Below are 19722 nucleotides of genomic sequence, written 5' to 3' on the forward strand. Positions count from 1 at the left end.
GCGATTGTACATCGTACAACTTCGCGATCTCATTGTTTTACCATGTACAACGCAGTTGTACATGGCGGAGGGTAAACCTGAATGGCAAGCCAATCCTATACGCCGTTATAGTGATTTCACTTTGTACACCATCGTTGTACTAGGTACAACGCAACAAGAGAGGTTGATTGAACATGAGCGCATCTCCCAACGTCACGCCGTCCATCGTCCGTGAAATCACGCGCGTCTCGCCCGAACTCGTGCAGGCCGCAGCGCAATTCCAGGCGGCTATTCTTGCCGACGTCGCGGGCCGTCGCGGCACGCTGCACGGACGCGTCAAGCCTGTTGCCCCCGGCATGAAGGTGGCCGGCCCGGCCATCACCGTCGAAGTGCGGCAAGGCGACAATCTGGCGATCCACGCAGCGCTGGCCATCGCCCAGCCCGGCGACGTCATCGTTGTCGACGGCAAGGGCGATCTGGCGTGCGCGCTCATCGGCGAAATCATGAGTACACAGGCGCAGGAATCTGGCCTTGGCGGTCTGGTGCTCGACGCCGCCGTACGCGACTCTGCCGAACTGGCACGGAACGGCTTTCCGGTGTTTGCCGCGGGCCTCAATCCGTGCGGTCCGACCAAGAGCGTGGCTGGGCGCGTCAATTTTCAGATTTCCGCCGGTGGCGCGACGATCAACCCGGGCGACCTGATCGTCGGCGATGCCGACGGCGTCGTGGTGATTGCGCGCGACGACGTCGAGCGCATTCTCGTGCTGGCGCAGAAGAAGGTCGATGCCGAAACCGCGCGCATCGCCGCCATCCGCAAGCGCGAAGCCCTGCGTCCGGCATGGCTCGACAAGGAACTGCGCGCCGTGGGCATGCTGGCCGAAGGCGAGGTTCTGTAATGAACGTCGCAACACAAAAGCCGGTTCTCATCGTGACCGGCACCGATCTCGCGTCTGAAGCGCTCGACATGCTGCGCGATTTCGATGTCGTGTATGCCGGCCGCACGCCGACCGAAAGCGACCTCATTGCACTCTGCTCCACGCATCAGCCCACGGCCATCATCGTGCGCTACGGCAAAGTCAACGCAGCCGTGATGGACGCCTGCGGCGGCCATCTTCAGGTCATTTCGAAGCACGGCAGCGGTATCGACGTGATCGACCAGAAAGCCGCCGCCGAGCGCGGCATCGCAGTTCGCGCAGCCGTGGGCGCCAACGCGGCCGCAGTCGCCGAACACACTTGGGCGCTGATTCTCGCGTGTGCAAATTCGGTTCCGCAACTCGACGTGCGTATGCGTGCGGGGCACTGGGACAAGTCCACGCACAAGTCGCTCGAACTCGCAGGCCGCACCATCGGGCTCGTCGGGCTGGGCGCGATCGGCCGGCGCGTGGCCGCAGCGGCGCAGGCTTTCGATATGCGGGTTCTTGCATTCGACCCGTATGCCAAAGAAGCGCCCGCAGGCGTCACGCTGGTCGGCCTCGACGAACTGTTTTCGTCCGCCGACATCGTCTCGCTGCACTGCCCGCTGACCGATGAAAACCGCCACATGATCAACGCGCAAACGCTCGGCACCTTCAAACCAGGCGCCATTCTCGTGAATACCGCGCGTGGCGGCCTGATCGACGAACCCGCGCTCGCTCAAGCGCTGTCGAGCGGCAAGCTGCTCGCCGCGGGCCTCGACAGTTTCGACGTCGAACCGATGCCCTCGCCTCACGTTTTCCAGGGCATTCCGAACGTGATCCTGTCGCCGCACATCGGCGGTGTCAGCGACGCGGCCTACGTGAACATGGGCAAAGGCGCCGCCGCCAATGTGATCGACGTCATCGATTCGCATGCGCGCAGCGCTGCGTACTCCTAAGCGCAATTGCAGGATCGATATGTTCTATCTCAAGCAGCCGGAAGTCCGCCACGCCGACGTGTTCACGCGCATGCCCGAACATTTCCGCAAGGCGCACGTGCAAACGGACTGGTCCCGTGCGAATCGTGGCGGCCAGCCGACCGACTCCTTCCTCGAAGGCCCGGTCTGGAGTCCTGCGGGGCATCTGTATGTGACCGACATTCCGCACGGCCGCGTGTTTCGTATTTCGTCCGATGGTGCCTGGGAACTCGTCGTCGAATACGACGGCGAGCCGAACGGCATGAAGCTCATCGATGACGGTCATCTGCTCATCACGGATTACCGCAACGGCCTGATGTTGCTCGACATCGCGCGTGGCGTCGTCACGCCGTATCTCGAACGCCGCAACACCGAGCGCTTTCGCGGCGTCAACGACCTGACCTTCGATTCGAAGGGCAATCTGTATTTCACGGATCAGGGTCAAACGGGTCTGCACGATCCGACCGGCCGCGTCTACCGGCTCTCGCCCGATGGCAAGCTGGACATGCTGCTCGGCAACTGCCCGAGCCCGAATGGTCTCGTGCTGTCGCCCGACGAAAAAGTGCTGTACGTCGCGATGACGCGCGGCAACTGCGTGTGGCGCGTGCCGTTGCAGGCCGATGGTTCAGTCAGCAAGGTGGGCCAGTTTTTCACGTCGTATGGTCCGAGCGGCCCGGACGGTTTGACCATCGACAGCGCAGGACGCCTGTTCGTCGCCAACCCCGGTCTGGGCCGCGCGTGGGTGCTCAATCACCTCGCCGAGCCCGAACTCGTATTGCTCAGCCCGGCGGGCGCATCGCTGACGAACCTGTGTTTCGGCGACCCGGACATGAAGACACTGTTCATGACCGAGTCCGTGACCGGCACCGTGCTCAAGGCCGAACTGGATATTGCCGGGCCGCTGCCCAACCGGGCAAAAGCCACGCGCTGACGCGCAACGTCAAACCACGACAGGGCCGGCAGCGCGCGCATACGCCTGCCGGCCACAAGACAGCAAGTTGCATCCGACCGAGATGCAACGCAGGAGCGCACATGCAGATTTCCCAGCCCGTCAGCACGGCGAATGCGCCTGCTGTACTCCGCACGCACGAACCGGCCGGCACGCCCATGTCGGCAGATCAATTCGCCGCAAGCGAACGCACGCTCGAAAAAGCGTTCCGCCGCATCCTGCCGTTCATTTTCATCTGCTACGTCATCAGCTATCTGGACCGCACCAACGTCGGCTTCGCCGCGCTGACGATGAACAAGGATCTCGGCCTCACCGCGCAGCAATTCGGGCTGGGCGCGGGACTGTTCTTTATCGGCTATTTCCTGTTTGAAATCCCCAGCAATCTGATCATGCAGAAGGTGGGCGCGCGCATGTGGATCGCCCGCATCATGATCACCTGGGGTGTGATTTCGATGGCGACGGCCTTTGTTGCGGGCCCGAAGAGTTTCGCCGCTGCGCGCTTCATGCTGGGTGTTGCCGAAGCCGGTTTTACGCCGGGCATCTACCTCTATTTCACGCAATGGTTTCCGGGCAAGTGGCGCGCGAAAGTGACCGCCGCGTTTCTCGTCGGCATTCCGGTGGCGAACATGATTGGCTCGCCGGTATCGGGCGCGCTGCTTGAACTCGGCGGGCTGCATGGGTTGCGCAGTTGGCAGTGGCTGCTGCTCATCGAAGGGCTGCCCGCGATTGCGCTGGGCGTCGCCTGCCTTTTCATTCTCGCCGATCGCCCGGAAAAAGCACGCTGGCTGAGCCGCGAGGAAAAGAACGTGCTCGCGCAGCGTCTCGCGCTGGAGCAGCGCAGCATCGCGGGCAAACACGGCTCCAGCCTGCGCGACGCCATGACCAACTGGCGCGTGTTCGTGCTCGCACTCGTCAACTTCTGCGGCATCGTCGGCTCGATCGGCGTGGGCCTCTGGATGCCGCAGATCATCAAGCAATTTGGCGTCGACCATGCGGTGATTGGCTGGCTAACGGCAATTCCTTATGCGATTGGCGCCGTGGTGATGCTCGTGTGGGCGCGCTTTGCGAATCGCTCGACGCATCGCATTCCGTATGTGGCGGGCGCGCTTTTCATCGCTGCCGTCGCACTCGCGATCAGCACGATGTTCGATACGCCGCTGCCCAAACTCATTGCTCTGTGCTTCACGGTGAGCGGCATTCTCGCGTTTCAGGCAACTTACTGGGCCATTCCATCAGGATTCCTTACTGGACGCGCTGCAGCAGGCGGCATCGCGCTGATCGTTTCCATCGGCAATCTGGGCGGCTTTGTCGGACCGTCGATGATTGGTGCGATCAAGGATCTCTCGGGCGGCTTTACCGCCGCGCTGCTCGCCGTGGCCGCTGTGCTGCTGGCTGGCGCGCTGATGATCGCGTGGCTTGGCGACCCCAGCGCTGGCGTGGGAGAAGAGCCGCACCCCTGAACCCGCTTCACGCCGTATCACATCACGTTTTATCGCTGTCACTTCTCGCCAATACAAACATAAACACATCAACGGAGACACCATGCAGGAACGCGTTTTCCAATCGTCGAATACCATCAAGCGCATGTCGAGCGCAACGGTCACGGCAGCGGCCGCCACGGCTACACTCGCCCTCGCGCCGCACGTCGCTCACGCTCAAAGCAGCGTCACCCTCTATGGCATCGTCGATGTGGGCATCGAACATATCAACAACACACAGAGCGGCGGTGCGCTCACGCGTGAAGCGTCCGGCAATCTTTCAGGTTCGCGTTGGGGTCTTAAAGGCGTCGAAGATCTCGGCGGCGGTCTGAAGGCGATTTTCACCCTTGAAAATGGCTTCAACGTCAACGACGGCACGAGCGCGCAATCGACTAAAGGACTCGGATCGAATGCGTCGACCACTTCGCGCCTGTTTGGACGTCAGGCATGGGTCGGCCTCTCGGCGCGCGGTCAAACCCTCTCGTTCGGCCGCCAGAATTCGGTGCTCTACGATCAGGCCGTCGTGTTCGATCCGATGGGTGCGTCCTCGCGCTACTCCACGCTTTCCGTCGACTACGCCATGGCGGGCCGAATCGACAACGCCGCAAAATACGTCGGCGTGCTCGGCCCCGTGACCGTTGCTGCGATGTACAGCACGCGCTACGACACCGGCTACGGCAGCGAAGTGGCAGGCGCCGAACTGACCGGTCGTTATTTTGGCGGCTCGCTCACGTACGCGGGCGGCCCGTTCGCCGCGAGTCTGTCGTACGAGCAGCGCAACAGCAACACCGTGGCGACCAACACCGGCACGGAACGGCGCGCGACTGCCGCCGCAACCTATGTGATCGGCGGCTTCAAGGCGTTTGCGGGCTATCGCTATCTGCAGGCTTCGCGCGCATTCCTGCCCGCCAGCCCGATCCTCGTCGCGAATAGCGGCTCGCAATCGAGCTCGGCGAATCTCTACTGGGCCGGCGCGAACTACATGTTCACGCCCGCATTCTTCGTCACGGCAGCGGCTTACTACCAGGACGTTCACTCGACTGGTGCGGATCCGTGGATGGGCGTTCTCAGCGCGGATTATCTGCTTTCCAAAAGCACCGACATCTACGCCACCGCCGCATTCGCGCGCAACAAAGGCGGATCGGCGCTGGGCGTGAACGGCTATGGTACGGTCGCCGCAAACTACGACCAGACGGGCTTTGTGATCGGCATGCGCAAGAAGTTCTGAGCGGAACCACCATGCAGATCGTCCACGCCCCGCACCTTCCCGTCCGCGACGACTGGCTCGCACTGCGTGAAGAAACCGCCTTGCAGCCCGACCTGCCGATTGTCGACGCGCATCATCATCTGTGGGACCGGCAAACGGGCCGCTATCTCGCCGATGAACTGCGCAGCGACATCGAAGGCAATGGCGGCCATCGCATCGTCTCCACGGTGTACGTGCAGTGCCGCTCGATGCTGCGCGCCAACGGTCCCGAAGCGATGAAGCCCGTCGGCGAAGCTGAATTCGCCAACGGCGTCGCGGCGATGTTTGCGAGCGGCGCTTATGGATCGACGCGCGCCTGCGAAGCGATTGTCGGCGGCGCCGATCTTTCGCTGGGCGGCGAAGTCGCGCCCGTAATCGAATCCATGCTCGCCACAACAGGCTCACGCCTGCGCGGCATGCGCAATCCGCTGGCATGGCACGCAAGCGAAGCGGTGCGCTCGAGTCCGGTCGTGCCGCCGCACGACCTGATGGAACGCGAGTCGTTTCGCGCGGGCGTGAGAACGCTCGCGCGCTATGGCCTCGTGCTCGACGTCTGGGTCTATCACACGCAACTCGACGCGCTTTACGCACTCGCAGCCAGCGCGCCCGAAGTGACGATCGTGATCGACCACTTCGGCGGGCCGCTTGGCGTGGGTCCGCACGCAGGCCAAAGCGCGCAGACGCGCGCGGCGTGGACAGACTCGCTGAGGCGCCTCGCCAGCCTGCCCAATACGCGGATGAAGCTGGGCGGCGCGGGCATGGGCGTATTCGGCTTCGATTTCGCCACGCAGGCGCTGCCGCCATCGTCCGAAACATTGGCCAGGGCGTGGGCGCCGCTCGTCGAAACCTGCGTCGAACTTTTCGGCGCGCAGCGCTGCATGTTCGAAAGCAATTTCCCCGTCGATAAGGGCGTGACTGGCTACACGGTGCTCTGGAACGCCTTCAAACGCATCGCAAGCGGCGTATCGCACGACGAGCGCGCCGCGCTTTTCAGCCGTACCGCAGCCACGACCTACGGACTCGATCTCCCCGGAGAGAACACGTGAAGTCAGACATTCTCAACGCCGATAGCGGCATGGCCGAGCGCGCGTCAACGCAGCCCCAGGCCCAAACACGCATCACGCGCCCCGAATGGCGCGCGCTGTCACTCGCCGGTCTCGGCTGGACCTTCGAAAGCTACGACTCCTTTCTGCTTTCGCTCCTGCTGCCGACACTCGCCTTGCAATTCGGCCTCACGAAAGCGGAACTCGGACTATTCACCAGCATCACGGCCGCCGGGCAGATCATCGGCGGCATTTTGTTCGGCTATGTCTCAGACCGGCTCGGACGTGTGCGCACGGCGCTGCTGTGCATCGGCATTTACTCTCTGTTTTCAGGGCTGCTTGCATTCGCGCCCAACGAACACTGGTTCGCTGCGGCGCGACTGTGCGGCGCGCTCGGCATGGGCGGCATGTGGACGGCGGGCGCGTCGCTGGTGGCGGAAACCTGGCACGCAAGCCGACGCGGCAAAGGCGGCGCACTGATGCAAATGGGTCTGCCCATTGGCGCGATCATCGCGATCACGATCTCGGGCGTCGTCAGCGGCATCAACGGCGGCCTCGTTCACGACGGCTGGCGCGTGCTGTTCCTGATCGGCGCGCTGCCTTTTTTCATCCTGTTCTGGGTCGCACGCAAGACGCCCGAATCGCCGATCTGGCTCGAACGCAAGGCTGCATTGCAGCGTGCCGGCACACGCGCCAGTATCGCGAGCGCACAGAACAAAACGAAGCTCAACGTGCGCGGCCTGCTCACGGCCTTCACATTCATTTTCTTCCTGCAATACCTCTACTGGGGCGTGTTCACCTGGACACCGACCTTCCTCGTGACCGTGAAGCATCTCGACTTCGTGCATAGCCTCAAGTTCGTGCTCGCACTCCAGTTCGGCGCGATCACGGGTTTCCTGCTGTTCTCGGCGCTGGTCGATCGCCTTGGTCGGCGGCCGATGTTCATCGCCTATCTGCTGGTGGGCGCGGCAGCCGTAGGTGTCTATATCGTCAGCGCGAACGCGTGGCTGCTGATGACGGCGATCTTTCTCACGGGCTTCGGCGTGAACGGGATCTTCGCGGGTGCGGGGCCGTTTCTCGCGGAGATCATCGGCGATACGGCTTCGCGCGGCTTTCTTATGGGCCTCGCCTATAACGGCGGTCGGCTCGGCGGCTTTATCGCGCCGCTCGTGATCGGCGCACTGGCTTCGACCTCGGGCGGCTTCACGATGGGCCTCGCCACCACAATCGTCGCGTTTATCGCCGCGGCAATCGTCGTGCTGTTCGCACCGGAAACGCGCGGCAAGGCGCTGGCATGAGCGCGACGCAAGACAACGCGCCGCGTGCGGGAAAGAGCGGCGGCCTGCCCGGGCGGCTCTTTCCCGCACTCGCCGAACCGGCTCTGCGCCGCTATGCGTGCGGCCAGGTGGTGTCGGTACTCGGCAGCTGGACGCAGAACATCACGCTCAACCTGCTCGTCTATCACCTCACGGGCATGGCCTCGGTGCTCGCGCTGCTGAACTTCCTGCTGTACGGGCCGCAGCTCGTCGTCGCGCCGCTCGCGGGCTCGCGGATCCGCTCGGGCAACGCACGGCGCGCCACGCTCTGCGTGCTCGCGACTTCCACGCTGCTCACGCTGAGCCTGCTCACGCTCTGGATACTCGGGCTGCTCAGCGTGAAGCTGATCCTGCTGCACGCGCTCGCGATCGGCATTTCGAGCGCGATCGAAACACCAGCGCGGCAGATGCTGCTGGTGACGAGCCTGCGCGATCCGCGCCTGACCTCGAACGCCGTCGCCATGAACACCACCGTGTACAACGTCGGCCGTATGGTGGGGCCCAGCATTGCGGGCTTTGTCTATCCGGCATTCGGCCCCGGCGCATCGTTCGGCATCTATGTCTGCGCGCTGGCCGTCATGGCGCTGTGTGTGCGCTCGATGCCAACCGGCGGCGCAGCGCGCCCGTCGCGCGGCGACAGCAGCCTGCGCGACGCCGTGGGTTACGTGATGTCCGACGCGTTTTCCGCGCGCTATCTGCCCATGCTCGCCTGCATGGGGCTGTTCGCCGCCAGCTATCAGACGCTCGTGCCGCTGCTCGCCGACCACGCCTTTCACGACGCCGCCCACTACACCGGCCTCTTCTTCGCCGCGGCCGGCGGTGGCTCGCTGAGCGCGGCGATCCTGCTTTCTTCGGCATGGGGACCGAAGGCGAGCGCGCGCTGCATCGCACTCGGCCCGTGGAGCGCCGTGACCGCGCTGCTCGTGCTCGCGTTGACACACGCCGTCGCGCTGTCGATTCCGGCCTTCTGTCTGCTCGGCTTCAGCCTCACCTTTTCGGCGACGTCCACCAACGCGACGATCCAGCAGCGCTGCCCCGAGCACGTGCGCGGCGGGCTCGTCGGCATGTACGGCATGGCCTACAACGGCACGATGCCGTTCGGCTATCTGCTCGCGGGTACCGCTTCCGAAGCGCTCGGCGTGCGCAGCACGTTCAGCGCCATGGCGCTCGTGCTGGCCGCCTGCGCTATCGCCATCAACGTTTTCCATCACATCAGACAGCGTCGCTCTGGCGCACAATAAACGCAGGAGACATTCATGCACATGCAATCCCGGCCCGACGCCGCCGCGCTCGAACAGCGCACCCTCCGCAAGGTGGTCTGGCGTATCGTGCCCTTTCTTATGATCTGTTATCTGCTCGCGTTCATCGACCGCGGCAACGTCGGTATGGCGTCCTTGCAGATGAACCACGACCTTGGCCTCACCGCGCGCGTGTTCGGCTTCGGCAGCAGTCTGTTCTTCGTGTCGTACTTCTTCTTCGAAGTGCCGAGCAATATGGCGCTGCAACGCTACGGCGCACGTCTGTGGATCGCCCGCATCATGATTACGTGGGGCCTGATCTCGGCGGCGACGGCGCTCGTCAGCACGCCGACGGCCTTCTACGTGCTGCGCTTTCTGCTCGGCGCGGCGGAAGCCGGCTTCTTCCCTGGCGTGCTGCTGTATCTCTCGTACTGGGTGCCTGCGCGCTATCGCGCACGCATCGTCGCGACCTTCATGGTGGCGATTCCAGCCGCGAGCTTTATCGGCTCGCCCATTTCGGCGGCGCTGCTGCAGATGGACGGCTTTGCCGGGCTGCGCGGCTGGCAATGGTTGTTTCTCCTTGAAGGGATTCCGACCGTGCTGCTCGGCTTTGTATGCCTCGCGCTGCTGACCAACAAACCCGATGAAGCGCGCTGGCTCGATGACGAAGAACGTGCATGGCTCAAAGCGGAAATCGCCGGTGAAGCCCGTGCGCCCGCAAAGGTTGCGTCGATGCCGCTCATGAAGCTGTTCCGCAATCGTTATGTGCTGTGTCTCGCGCTGGTCGATGTCTGCGCCTCGGGTGCGGGCAGCACGCTGGCCGTGTGGCAGCCGCAACTGCTCAAGTCGTATGGGCTGAGCGTGATGGAGACCGGCCTGCTCAATTCGGTGCCTTATGCGCTGGCATCGGTGCTGATGGTCTGGTGGGGCCGCCGTTCGGACCGTCGCCAGGAACGCCGCTGGCATACCGTGATTCCGATGCTCTTCATCGGGCTGGGCCTGTTCGGCACTTCGCTCAGCGGCTCGCTTGTCCCGACCATGACGATGCTGTGCGCGGTGCTCGTAGGGGCCTACGCGTTCAAGGGGCCGTTCTGGGCGCTTGCCTCCAGCATGTTGTCGAACACGACGGCCGCAGCCGGCCTCGCAACCATCAACGCGATTGCCAACCTGCTGGGCGGCGGCCTGATGGTGAACGTCTACGGCTGGGTCAAGGAAACCACGGGCAGCTATGCGCTTGCGCTGATGCCGCTGGGCATCCTGACGCTCGTAAGTGTCGTCACGTTGCTGCTGCTGAGCCGCACGGGCCGCCGCGTCCACAACGAAGTCGGGGTGGCGTGAGATGAAACAATTTGATCGCCGCGCCTTTCTCGGCGCGCTGGGCGCGCTCGGTGCAGGTACGCTCGCAGCAGCGCTGCCACAGCGTGCGCTCGCCCTGGAAACCTGGTCCACCGGCAGCGAAGCGCCCGCGTTTCGCCTGCCCGAAGGCGCCGTGGACTGCCACATGCATATCTACGACGACCGCTTTCCCAGCGCGCCCGGCACGCAACTGCGCCCGCCCAACGCGAGCGTTGCGCAGTATCGCGCCTTGCAGGAGCGGTTGGGCATGCGTCGCAACGTGTGCGTGACGCCCTCGACCTATGGCACCGACAACCACTGTCTGCTCGATGCGCTGGCGCAATTTGGCGCAAACGCGCGTGGCGTGGCCGTCGTCGATACCTCGGTCAGCGACGCCGATCTGGCGCAGATGAACCGTGCGGGCGTGCGCGCGATCCGCTTCAATCTCAGCTATCCGGGCGCGACCACCATCGATATGCTCGCGCCGCTGGCCGCGCGCATCGCGCCGCTCGGCTGGCATATCGAGCTGGTAGTGCAAGGAGCAAAGCTGCCTGCGCTGGAAAAGCCTCTGAATGCGCTGCCCTGCCCGCTGGTGCTCGACCATATCGCGCATATCCCTCAACCGGACGGGCTCGATTCCGAAGCGATGAAAACCGCGCGACGGCTGGTCGAGGGCGGCAAAACCTGGGTCACGCTCTCGGGTCCGTATGTCGATACAAAACTGGGCGCGCCCGCTTACGCCGATATCGCGCCCGTAGCAAAGGCGTTCATCGCCATGGCGCCCGAGCGCATGCTCTGGGGCACGGACTGGCCGCACCCAACGGAAAAAACCACCAAGCCCAACGATGCCGCGCTGCTCGACGTCATCGCCTCCTGGATCGGGCGCGCCGACTGGCAGCAAATGATCTTCGCGGACAATCCGGCGCGCCTCTATGGCTTCACAGTCTAGCTGTTGAAAGCGCGCACGCCAGATCATGAGCGCTGACACGGCTGTCCCGGCACCACAACCTGCCGCCCCTGTGAATCCGGCGGCTCCCCTCGCGCACAGAGCGCGCCCTCGCTGCCGCCGGGGTCGCCCCACTCGGCGAACTGCTGCTCGTCAGTCATTGCCGACGACGCCGGTCGTAGCCGGTAGGCGGGTTCGGGACTACCGGCGCGCAACTCAAGCGCGCGGCCGATCGGGGATGCGGCAAGACAGTCCCACTCTAAGTATGAGCGGCTGTGTTGGACCCGCGTGTAATGCGCAAGGCAGCCATCGACTCGCGCTTTTCCACCAGAAAATCAATAAGCGCTCTTACCTTCGCCGGCATCTGCGCGCGTGTTGGCGCATAGACATAAAAACCGGCGAAGGGCTTGCACCATGTCCCCAGCACGCGCTTCAGCGCCCCCGAATCCAGATGCGACTGCACGGCAATGTCGATGTGCTGGATCAGCCCAACGCCCTGTAGTGCCGCGCGGATCATCCCGTCGTCATCGTTGGTCGTAACGCTTCCTCTCGGTTCCACCATGAAACTATGGCCCGGCTCCTCTGGCGACGTGAACTCCCAGGGATGGATCGCACCGCTGACCTGCCGATAGCGTAGACAGTTGTGTCGAACCAGATCGCCCGGCGTCGCGGGCTCGCCGTAACGCTCGAAATAGGTTGGCGTGCCCACCACGGCCATTTCCAGCGGCGGCGTCACAGGAACCGCAATCATGTGCGGAGCAAGGCTCTCGCCGATGCGGATGCCAACGTCACAGCCGTCCGCGACGATGTTCGCGAGTGCGTCGTCCATCACCATTTCCAGCCCCAGCTTAGGAAAGCGGGCGCTGAACTCCTCCAGATGCGGCTCTATGAGGGTTTTGGCCGCGACGCGCGATGTATTCATACGAATCAAACCGGAAGGCTCATCACGCTCCTCGTGCAACGCATCAACCGTCTTTTCTAGCGCAATGAGCGCCGGGTACCAAACCTCGTAGAGCCGCCGCCCCTCCTCGGTCAACGACATATCGCGAGTCGTTCGATAAAGCAGTTTGACGTTTAGCCGCCGCTCAAGCGCCTTCACGTTTTGCGAGAGATTTGCACGTGATACGCCCATCTCCGCGGCGGCTTTCGTGAAACTACGGTGATGCGCAACGTGCGCAAACCACGCGAGCGAAGGGAGCAAGGACGGGTCCATCCGGGTTCCATTGTCAATTTAACAATACAACTGTAGTCCAGATTGCGAGCTTTCGTAATTCCAGACCACTATCTATATTCAGGTCGTTGTCTCGCGGTTTAAACGTTTCCAACTCTGTGAACCCAACCGCCTCAGCTAAACGGAATCATCATGAAAAGCGTCAAGATCAAGCATTTGTATTGGGATATCGCCGCCAACGTTTACTTCCCGCCAGATTTCAACGAAAGCACAAAGTATCCTGCCATCATCAGCGCTCACCCGATCGGCAGTTGCAAAGAACAAACCTCTGGCAATGTCTACGGCGAAGCGCTGGCCAAGGAAGGCTTTGTCGTCATCGCGTTCGACGCCAGCTTCCAGGGCGATAGCGGCGGTGAGCCGCGCTATACGGAAGATCCGACGCTGCGCGTCGAAGATTTCCGCGTCGTCTGCGACTACCTTGTGACACTCCCCTACGTCGATGAAGACCGCATCGGCGTGCTGGGAATCTGCGGAGGCGGTGGCTATTCGATCAACGCTGCCATGACCGAGCGCCGTATCAAAGCAGTGGGTACGGTGACGGGAGCCAACTACGGCCGTCTGATGCGCGAAGGCTTCAGCAACTACAACCCCATTGCCGCACTCGAGGCGATGGCCAGACAACGTACGGCGGAAGCACGTGGCGCGGCACTCCGCGTGGACGATCTGTTGCCGCCGTCGCCGGAGGCCGCCAAAGAAGCCGGTCTGACCGAGGTTGACGTTTTTGGCGCCACCGAATACTACCGGTCGGATCGTGGCCGCGCGTCGAATGGCGTCAACCGCGCGCTCTTTTCGCACCAGGCTGTCGCGGTGGGTTGGGACGCGTTCCACCTCTGCGAAACGCTCCTCACCCAGCCGCTCATGGTGGTGGTGGGTGACAAGGTCGGGGCCTTCGGTGCCTATCGGGATGGCTGCGAAATCATTGGTCGCGCCGCTTCGAAGACGAAGGAACTGGTCGTCGTCGAAGGCTGGTCGCATTACGACCTGTACGACAAGCCCGAGCCTGTCGGCAAAGCGCTGGCCAGGCTGATTCCGTTCTACAAGGAAAACCTGTAATCGCACTACCGCGATTACGACGGGGATCCTCTGCGCCAGGGACGTTACGCAATCCCTGGCGTCTTGCCAACATTGTTATCGCAGCACGCTCGCAGCCTCCGGCGCGCAGACCGTATTGCCACACAGATCTAGCATAGGCTCGCGCACTCTCGCGGAGCTTGCTTCTTGAATCGGGAAAAACATCATGAAAAAGGTACTCGTCCTTGGTGCCAGCGGACAGATAGCGCGCTGGGCCGTACGAATGCTCGGCGAGCAAACGGATGTCAAGCAAACCCTGCTGATTCGCGACCCCAAAAAACTGAGCGGAAACGAGCCTGCAAACGCCAGCGTCGTGATCGGCGATGTACTGGACAAGAAAATTTTGCATCGCGTTATGGAAGGACAGGACGTGGTGTATGCCAATCTGGCCGGTGACGTGGATACCCAGACCGAGCGCATTCTGGCCGCCATGAAGGCCACGAACGTCCGCCGGCTGATCTTCATCAACTCTCTCGGGATCTATGATGAGGTGCCTGGAAATTTCGGCGAATGGAATCGGCAAGAGATCGGCGAGTATCTGCCTCCGTATCGCAGGTCTGCCGACCTGATCGAAGCTTCGGACCTGGATTACACGATTCTCCGCGCAGCCTGGCTACAGGACAACGATGAGGTGAACTACGAGATCACCGCACGCGACCAGCCGTTCAAGGGGACCGAGGTATCGCGCAAGAGTGTCGCGGCGCTGGTCGTAGAACTCGTTGAACACCCCGACAAGCTGGTGCGCGCCAACGTTGGCGTCAACAAGCCGGGCACCGACGCCGACAAACCCGCTTTCGTCTGAAATGCCATTCCGGAAAACTCGATATGAACGTTGTCATTTTTGGCGCCTCGGGAATGGTGGGACAAGGGGTATTGCGTGAATGCCTGCAGGCCTGCGATGTGGAATCGATCCTCGTCGTCGGACGCAACGCATTGGCCATGCAGCACCCCAAGATAAGGGAACTCGTGCGCCCGAATCTGTTCGAGTATGCCGATGCCGAGGAGCAACTTCAAGGCTACGACGCGTGCTTTTTCTGTCTCGGCGTATCGACAAACGACACCGACGAATCCGGCTTCATCAGAATCAACCACGATCTGCCCGTGGCAGCCGGACTTGCGCTGGCGCGACGCAATCCACAAATGGCTTTCGTCTATGTATCCGGCGGCGGCACTGATGCGACTGAACGCGGTCCCGTAATGTGGGCACGTGTAAAAGGAAAAACCGAAAACGCTCTGCGAAGCATGGGGTTTCGGGCTGTCTATCTGTTTCGCCCCGGATTCATCCTTCCGATGAATGGCGAACAATCGAAAACCCGGCTATTGCGGCTTCTTTATAAATATCTGCGTTGGGTCTTCATCGTGTCACGAAGACTATTCCCTGGCAAAATCCTCGACACCGTTGGTATGGGACAGGCCATGTTGCAGGTGGCGCGTCATGGAATTGATGTCGCGGTACTCGAAAGCGCTGACATTTATCGGCTCGCTTCAGCAGCACGTTCCACAACAACGGGATCGCCGCGTCATTTCGATCGAGGCTAGTGGTCGGTCAGTTGGGCAACGAACGCCTTTGTGGCCGCTGTCAACGGGTCGCCATTGCGAGTGCCGATGCAAAGTCGGCGCAACGCCCATGGTTCGTCCAATGCGACAAGCGTCACCTTGTTGAGATCCTCCACCGGCAGCATGCTCTCCGGCTGAATCATCACACCCAGACCGGCCTTGACGAGGCTACGCGCGGCCTCGATTGTGTTGACCCGGTACTTTACGTTGAGCTCGCGACCCAGTTCGACCGCCGCGTTGTTCAGTTGAGTCATCATGGATGTCGTCGACGAAATGCCGACAATATTCTGCTCCAGCAGATCTCGCGTCGTCACGCTCGCGCGGCTAGCCAGGCTATGTCCGAGCGGTACGACGGCGACGAGGCGGTCGGTTCGATACTCGATGATCTCAAACGCCGTTCTGTCGATATCGTCGGTTGCGTAGAACATTGCCACGTCCGCCTTGCCAGTGGTAACCGCTCCAATCACATTCGTATTGGCATCTTCTAGTAGCTCAATATCGACGAGTGGAAAGTCTCGCGTGAATTCCGCTATTTCCCGCGCGAGAAATTGCACGATGATCGTGCTCGTAGAACTGATACGGATATGGCCACGCACGCCCTCGGTGAACTCGGCAACCTCCCGGCGCATTACCTCGAGATTCTCGAACATCACGCGCACATGACGGGCGAGCACTTCGCCTGCCGGACTGGGCACCATGCCGCCTGGCGTGCGCTCGAACAGATCGATACCGGCTGTCTCTTCGAGATCCTGGATCCGTCTCGTAGCGGCGGACGGCGTGATGTTTTCCCTCACCGCTGCGCGACGCATCTGCTGCTCCTCCACGACAGTGAGAAACAACCGCAACGTAAACAGATCGACACGTCTGGTCAGATTGTGAAGACTGAAGCCCGCCATACTCCTCCCTACCTTTTTCGTCCGGCAACATTGCGGGCGCGAAAGATAGAGACTAAGCCGAGGGTAGTCGGGCGTCAACCGCGAAACCCGTACCTGTCGATCACAGGTTCAGATGACCTTCAACGCCTGCAACCGCCCGATTTCACCTTCGTCCAGGCCCAACCACTCATGCAGTACGTTCGAGTTGTGTTCACCGAGTTTCGGCGGAGTTTTCGACTCCGGTTCAGGCACATCCGACATTTTGACCGGATTGCCCGCCACCTTAATGTGCCCCCACACCGGGTCGTCGATCGTCATGAGCATTTTCCGGGCGGCAACATGAGGACATTCAAACAGATCCGGGACATCGTTCACGTTCGAGCACGGCACGCCGCCGGCGCGCAGTATTGCAAGCGCCGACTCGCGGGATCGATCAGCCAGCCACGCGTCGATCTCGACATTCAGGGCGTCCAGATGCTGCTTGCGCAACATGCCATCTGCGAATCTCGGGTCACTCGTCAGATCAGCCCGGCCGATCACATCCGCGAATCGCTTCCAGATGTGCTCGCCCAGCACGGCAATGACGATATAACCATCTTTCGCACGATAGGTTCCAAACGGCGCCGTGACAGCATGGACGCCAGGCGGCGACGTCTGCTTCGTCGCGGAATACATGGCGACCGAGATCTCGTTGAGAACCAGCGAAGCGTCGTACATCGAAATGTCGATCTTCTTGCCTGTCCCCGTCGTCTGCCGATGAAAAAGCGCCAGCACAACGCCATAGAGCGCCAGAATTCCACACTCGATATCGGCAAGCGAAAAGCCGAGATAGGTCGGCCTGTCGCCGGTGCGTTCGGGACGATACATCAGCCCGCTCATCGCCTGACCCACGATGTCGAACGCCGGGACGTCGCCATACGGACTGGACAATATGTCGTCGTGTCCGAAACCGGAAATCGCACCGTAGATCAGTCGCGGATTAATCCTGCTCAACTCCGCATAGCCAATCCCGAGCCTGTCCATGACATTCGGACGCAGATTTTCGATCACGACGTCGGCTTGCGCCGCGAGTTGCTTGAAGAGGCGCTGCCCCTCGGCGTGCTTGAGGTCGAGCGTGACGCTTTTCTTGTTCCTGTTCGTGCGCAGAAACGCGAGGCCGTTCGGCTTGCCGTCGACGTCCGCTTTTACCGGGCTTGTGCTCCGCGCAAAATCGCCGCCCTCCCGCGCCTCGATCTTGACAACTTCGGCGCCCGCATCCGCAAGCCACATAGAAGCAAACGGTGCAGCGATGAAATTTTCTACAGTCAGTACCCTTATGCCTTCCAACGGACGCCCAGCGCCGATCTTCGCTCCGACACGTGCACCCTGAAATGCCTCATCCATCTCGTCTCCTTATCGATCTTCTCTTGAACATCTTTTCTGTGCAGGGCCAATGCTAGGTGCGCCGACGGTCACGTTCAAATGCTGATTCGCGAAACCGGCGTTGCAAAATCGCGAACGCAAAAAACGCCTGATTCGAAAAAGATCAACAGGCGATTCGAAAAACGGCACTCGAATTAAGACTCTCCGCTGCCTAAGATTGGGCATCCAGCCAGGCGACGTTGCATTGAGCTTGTACAAGCGCCGCCGGCGTTTTTCCACGATTTGAAGGCATATTCCGATGAGCAGTCTTGCAGGAAAAGTAGCCGTAGTGACGGGTGGGACCGGCGGGATCGGCAAAGGGATCGCGTTGCAGCTTGCCGCTCGCGGGGCGACTGTCGTGATCAGTGGACGAAATGCCGCAAAGGCAGAAGTCGTCCTTGGCGAACTACGTCAGGCAGGCGGCAAAGCAGATTTTCTGGCCGGCGATGTTCGATCGAAGGCTGACATGGACGCGCTGGCCTCGGAAACGGCACGCCGTTATGGTGGCATCGACATTGTCGTCGCCAATGCGGGGGGCAATGACGACGAGGCTCGTTCTCCCGACGTGCGTGGCCCATTCGCCAATATCGACCTCGCACGTGTAGCCGCGTTGGTCGCGGAAAACACGGCTGCCAAACTCCTGCCCGTGCAAGCCGTGTTGCCATTCATGCGTCCGCGTGGCGGCGGTAGCGTGATCTTTGTCACGTCGGAAGGTGGCCGTGTACCGACACCGGGCCAAACCGCCGTCTCGACGTTTGCGGGGGGACTGATCCGGGCGAGTAAGGTCATCGCCAAGGAACTCGCACAGGACAGGATCAGGGTGAATTGCGTGTGCGTGACGGTCGTGCGCGATAGTCCGTCGTGGGACGCCGTGTTCGGTGCCGACAGCAAGGTTTCTGCGCAGCATCGAAAACAATACGAAAAAGTCGTCGCTGGCTGCCCGCTTGGCGTTGCCGCGCCAGCCGATATCGGTCAGGTCATAGCCTTCCTGGCATCCGACGAGTCTGCTTACCTCACAGGCGCAACGCTTAGTCCGACAGGCGGACTCACCATTCATTGAATATGTCGCCCGGCGCGTGCTGAAACGCACGCGCCAGTTCAAGTAAAGTTGGAGAAAACATAATGCGTGGCATGGTGTTCCAGGGAGATTGCAAGGTCGATGTTCTCGATTTTGAGGACCCTACGCCTGGTTACGGAGAAGCCATCATCGAAATGAAGGCGTCTGGAATGTGCGGAACCGACCTTCACTATTACCGTCACGGAATGGCGGATTCTCTGGCCATGCTCGGCATGCGCGATCGCATGGACTCCGAACAGATTATTGGCGGACATGAGCCATGCGGCGTCATTGCTACGCTGGGCCCGGGTGTCGATCCGAAGGCGTTCCGCGAAGGCGACCGCGTCATGGTGTTTCACTATTCCGGGTGTAGTTGCTGCGACCATTGCCGCACCGGCTGGACTCAGCTTTGCGACCACGGATCGCGCATCTATGGCGTCCTGAGTCACGGCGGACACGCCAACTATATGAAGTTACCCGTATCGTCGCTGGTACATCTACCGCAAGAGTTGTCGTTTAAGGCGGGCGCGGCCATTGCATGCGGAACCGGCACAGCATACGGTTCTCTGTTGCGCCTGGGCATCAGCGCCCGCGACACTTTGGCGGTATATGGTCTTGGCCCCGTTGGTCTTTCGACAGCTCAACTCGCAGCCGCCATGGGTATCGAAGTGATCGGCGTCGACATCAACCCTGGACGCGTCCAACGTTCCAAGGAATTCGGCGTCACGCACGGCATCGACGCGAGCCAGGTGGATCCGGTTGAGGAAATCCTCAAGCTGACTGGCGGGAAAGGCGTCTCTTGTGCAGTCGAGTGCGCGGGAGCTGAACTTCCCCGCACTCAGGCCATTCGCGGTACGAAAGTCTGGGGACGTGTCGTACTCGTCGCCGTCGGCGGAAACCTCACGGTAGACGTGATGAAAGATCTGATCGGGAAGCAGAGAACGCTGATCGGATCATTTACTTTCTCCGAAGTCGGGATGAAAGACTGTGCCCACTTCATCGCCGACCACGGCGTCGAAGTGGACAAACTCTTCACCGATGAATGGCGACTTGAGCAAGCTGGTGAGGCCTATGCTCACTTCAATCAACAAGCAAGTGGCAAAGGCGTCATCGTCTTTTGACGACACCTG

18 protein-coding genes are annotated in these 19722 nt (G+C 61.5%); 15 read left to right on the forward strand and 3 right to left on the reverse strand.

The genetic code is table 11. The annotated features are described in order from the left end of the window. Positions 1-173 precede the first annotated feature (173 nt). From U5782_RS17420 to U5782_RS17465, 10 genes are all read left to right on the forward strand, one after another. Positions 174-875, forward strand: coding sequence for an RraA family protein (locus U5782_RS17420; RefSeq protein ID WP_322045106.1), 702 nt, complete (start codon positions 174-176; stop codon positions 873-875). Beyond that, a complete protein-coding gene (locus tag U5782_RS17425; protein ID WP_322045107.1) occupies positions 875-1831 on the forward strand; it encodes a hydroxyacid dehydrogenase in 957 nt (318 codons plus the stop codon). Before U5782_RS17420 ends, U5782_RS17425 begins: the two co-directional genes overlap by 1 nt. Positions 1832-1850: 19 nt before the next feature. Continuing rightward, positions 1851-2780, forward strand: coding sequence for an SMP-30/gluconolactonase/LRE family protein (locus U5782_RS17430; RefSeq protein ID WP_322045108.1), 930 nt, complete (start codon positions 1851-1853; stop codon positions 2778-2780). Between the two features lie 107 nt (positions 2781-2887). Continuing rightward, complete coding sequence (locus U5782_RS17435; protein ID WP_415914358.1) at positions 2888-4258, forward strand: MFS transporter; 1371 nt, start codon at positions 2888-2890, stop codon at positions 4256-4258. A gap of 124 nt (positions 4259-4382) precedes the next feature. Next, the gene (locus U5782_RS17440) at positions 4383-5504 is read left to right on the forward strand and encodes a porin (protein WP_322045231.1); all 1122 of its coding nucleotides are present in this window, start codon (positions 4383-4385) and stop codon (positions 5502-5504) included. Between the two features lie 11 nt (positions 5505-5515). Then, positions 5516-6568 (forward strand): amidohydrolase family protein, encoded by a 1053-nt coding sequence (locus U5782_RS17445; protein ID WP_322045110.1) that lies wholly within the window; start codon positions 5516-5518, stop codon positions 6566-6568. A gap of 29 nt (positions 6569-6597) precedes the next feature. Then, positions 6598-7863 (forward strand): MFS transporter, encoded by a 1266-nt coding sequence (locus U5782_RS17450; protein WP_322045232.1) that lies wholly within the window; start codon positions 6598-6600, stop codon positions 7861-7863. Then, entirely contained in the window at positions 7860-9122 is a 1263-nt protein-coding gene (locus tag U5782_RS17455; protein WP_322045111.1) for an MFS transporter, read from the forward strand. Before U5782_RS17450 ends, U5782_RS17455 begins: the two co-directional genes overlap by 4 nt. 21 nt (positions 9123-9143) lie before the next feature. After that, positions 9144-10457: an MFS transporter gene (locus tag U5782_RS17460; RefSeq protein WP_322045233.1), complete on the forward strand. Its 1314-nt coding sequence runs from the start codon at positions 9144-9146 to the stop codon at positions 10455-10457. A gap of 1 nt (position 10458) precedes the next feature. Beyond that, positions 10459-11403, forward strand: coding sequence for an amidohydrolase family protein (locus U5782_RS17465; protein WP_322045112.1), 945 nt, complete (start codon positions 10459-10461; stop codon positions 11401-11403). Between the two features lie 256 nt (positions 11404-11659). Here the strand turns inward: U5782_RS17465 and U5782_RS17470 are convergent, their stop codons facing one another. Continuing rightward, complete coding sequence (locus U5782_RS17470; RefSeq protein ID WP_322045113.1) at positions 11660-12613, reverse strand: LysR family transcriptional regulator; 954 nt, start codon at positions 12611-12613, stop codon at positions 11660-11662. A 150-nt stretch (positions 12614-12763) separates the two neighbouring features. On the opposite strand from U5782_RS17470, the gene U5782_RS17475 reads away from it, so the two are divergent. From U5782_RS17475 to U5782_RS17485, 3 genes are all read left to right on the forward strand, one after another. Then, complete coding sequence (locus U5782_RS17475; protein WP_322045114.1) at positions 12764-13684, forward strand: alpha/beta hydrolase; 921 nt, start codon at positions 12764-12766, stop codon at positions 13682-13684. 184 nt (positions 13685-13868) lie between these two features. Beyond that, positions 13869-14504, forward strand: a complete 636-nt coding sequence (locus U5782_RS17480; RefSeq protein ID WP_322045115.1) for an SDR family oxidoreductase — start codon at positions 13869-13871, stop codon at positions 14502-14504. A 23-nt stretch (positions 14505-14527) separates the two neighbouring features. Next, a complete protein-coding gene (locus tag U5782_RS17485) occupies positions 14528-15241 on the forward strand; it encodes an NAD(P)H-binding protein (protein ID WP_322045116.1) in 714 nt (237 codons plus the stop codon). Here the strand turns inward: U5782_RS17485 and U5782_RS17490 are convergent. Next, positions 15238-16155 (reverse strand): LysR family transcriptional regulator, encoded by a 918-nt coding sequence (locus U5782_RS17490; RefSeq protein ID WP_322045117.1) that lies wholly within the window; start codon positions 16153-16155, stop codon positions 15238-15240. The genes U5782_RS17485 and U5782_RS17490 overlap by 4 nt on opposite strands. A gap of 108 nt (positions 16156-16263) precedes the next feature. Next, positions 16264-17517: a CoA transferase gene (locus tag U5782_RS17495; protein WP_322045118.1), complete on the reverse strand. Its 1254-nt coding sequence runs from the start codon at positions 17515-17517 to the stop codon at positions 16264-16266. 277 nt (positions 17518-17794) lie between these two features. Between U5782_RS17495 and U5782_RS17500 the strand changes: the two genes are divergently transcribed. Together U5782_RS17500 and U5782_RS17505 are read left to right on the forward strand one after the other, a co-directional pair. Further along, positions 17795-18595, forward strand: a complete 801-nt coding sequence (locus U5782_RS17500) for an SDR family NAD(P)-dependent oxidoreductase (RefSeq protein WP_322045119.1) — start codon at positions 17795-17797, stop codon at positions 18593-18595. A gap of 62 nt (positions 18596-18657) precedes the next feature. Next, on the forward strand, positions 18658-19713 hold the full coding sequence (locus U5782_RS17505) for a zinc-binding dehydrogenase (protein ID WP_322045120.1): 1056 nt from the start codon (positions 18658-18660) through the stop codon (positions 19711-19713). Positions 19714-19722 lie beyond the last annotated feature (9 nt).

It is taken from the genome of Paraburkholderia sp. J67, from assembly GCF_905220265.1.
Classification (GTDB): domain Bacteria; phylum Pseudomonadota; class Gammaproteobacteria; order Burkholderiales; family Burkholderiaceae; genus Paraburkholderia.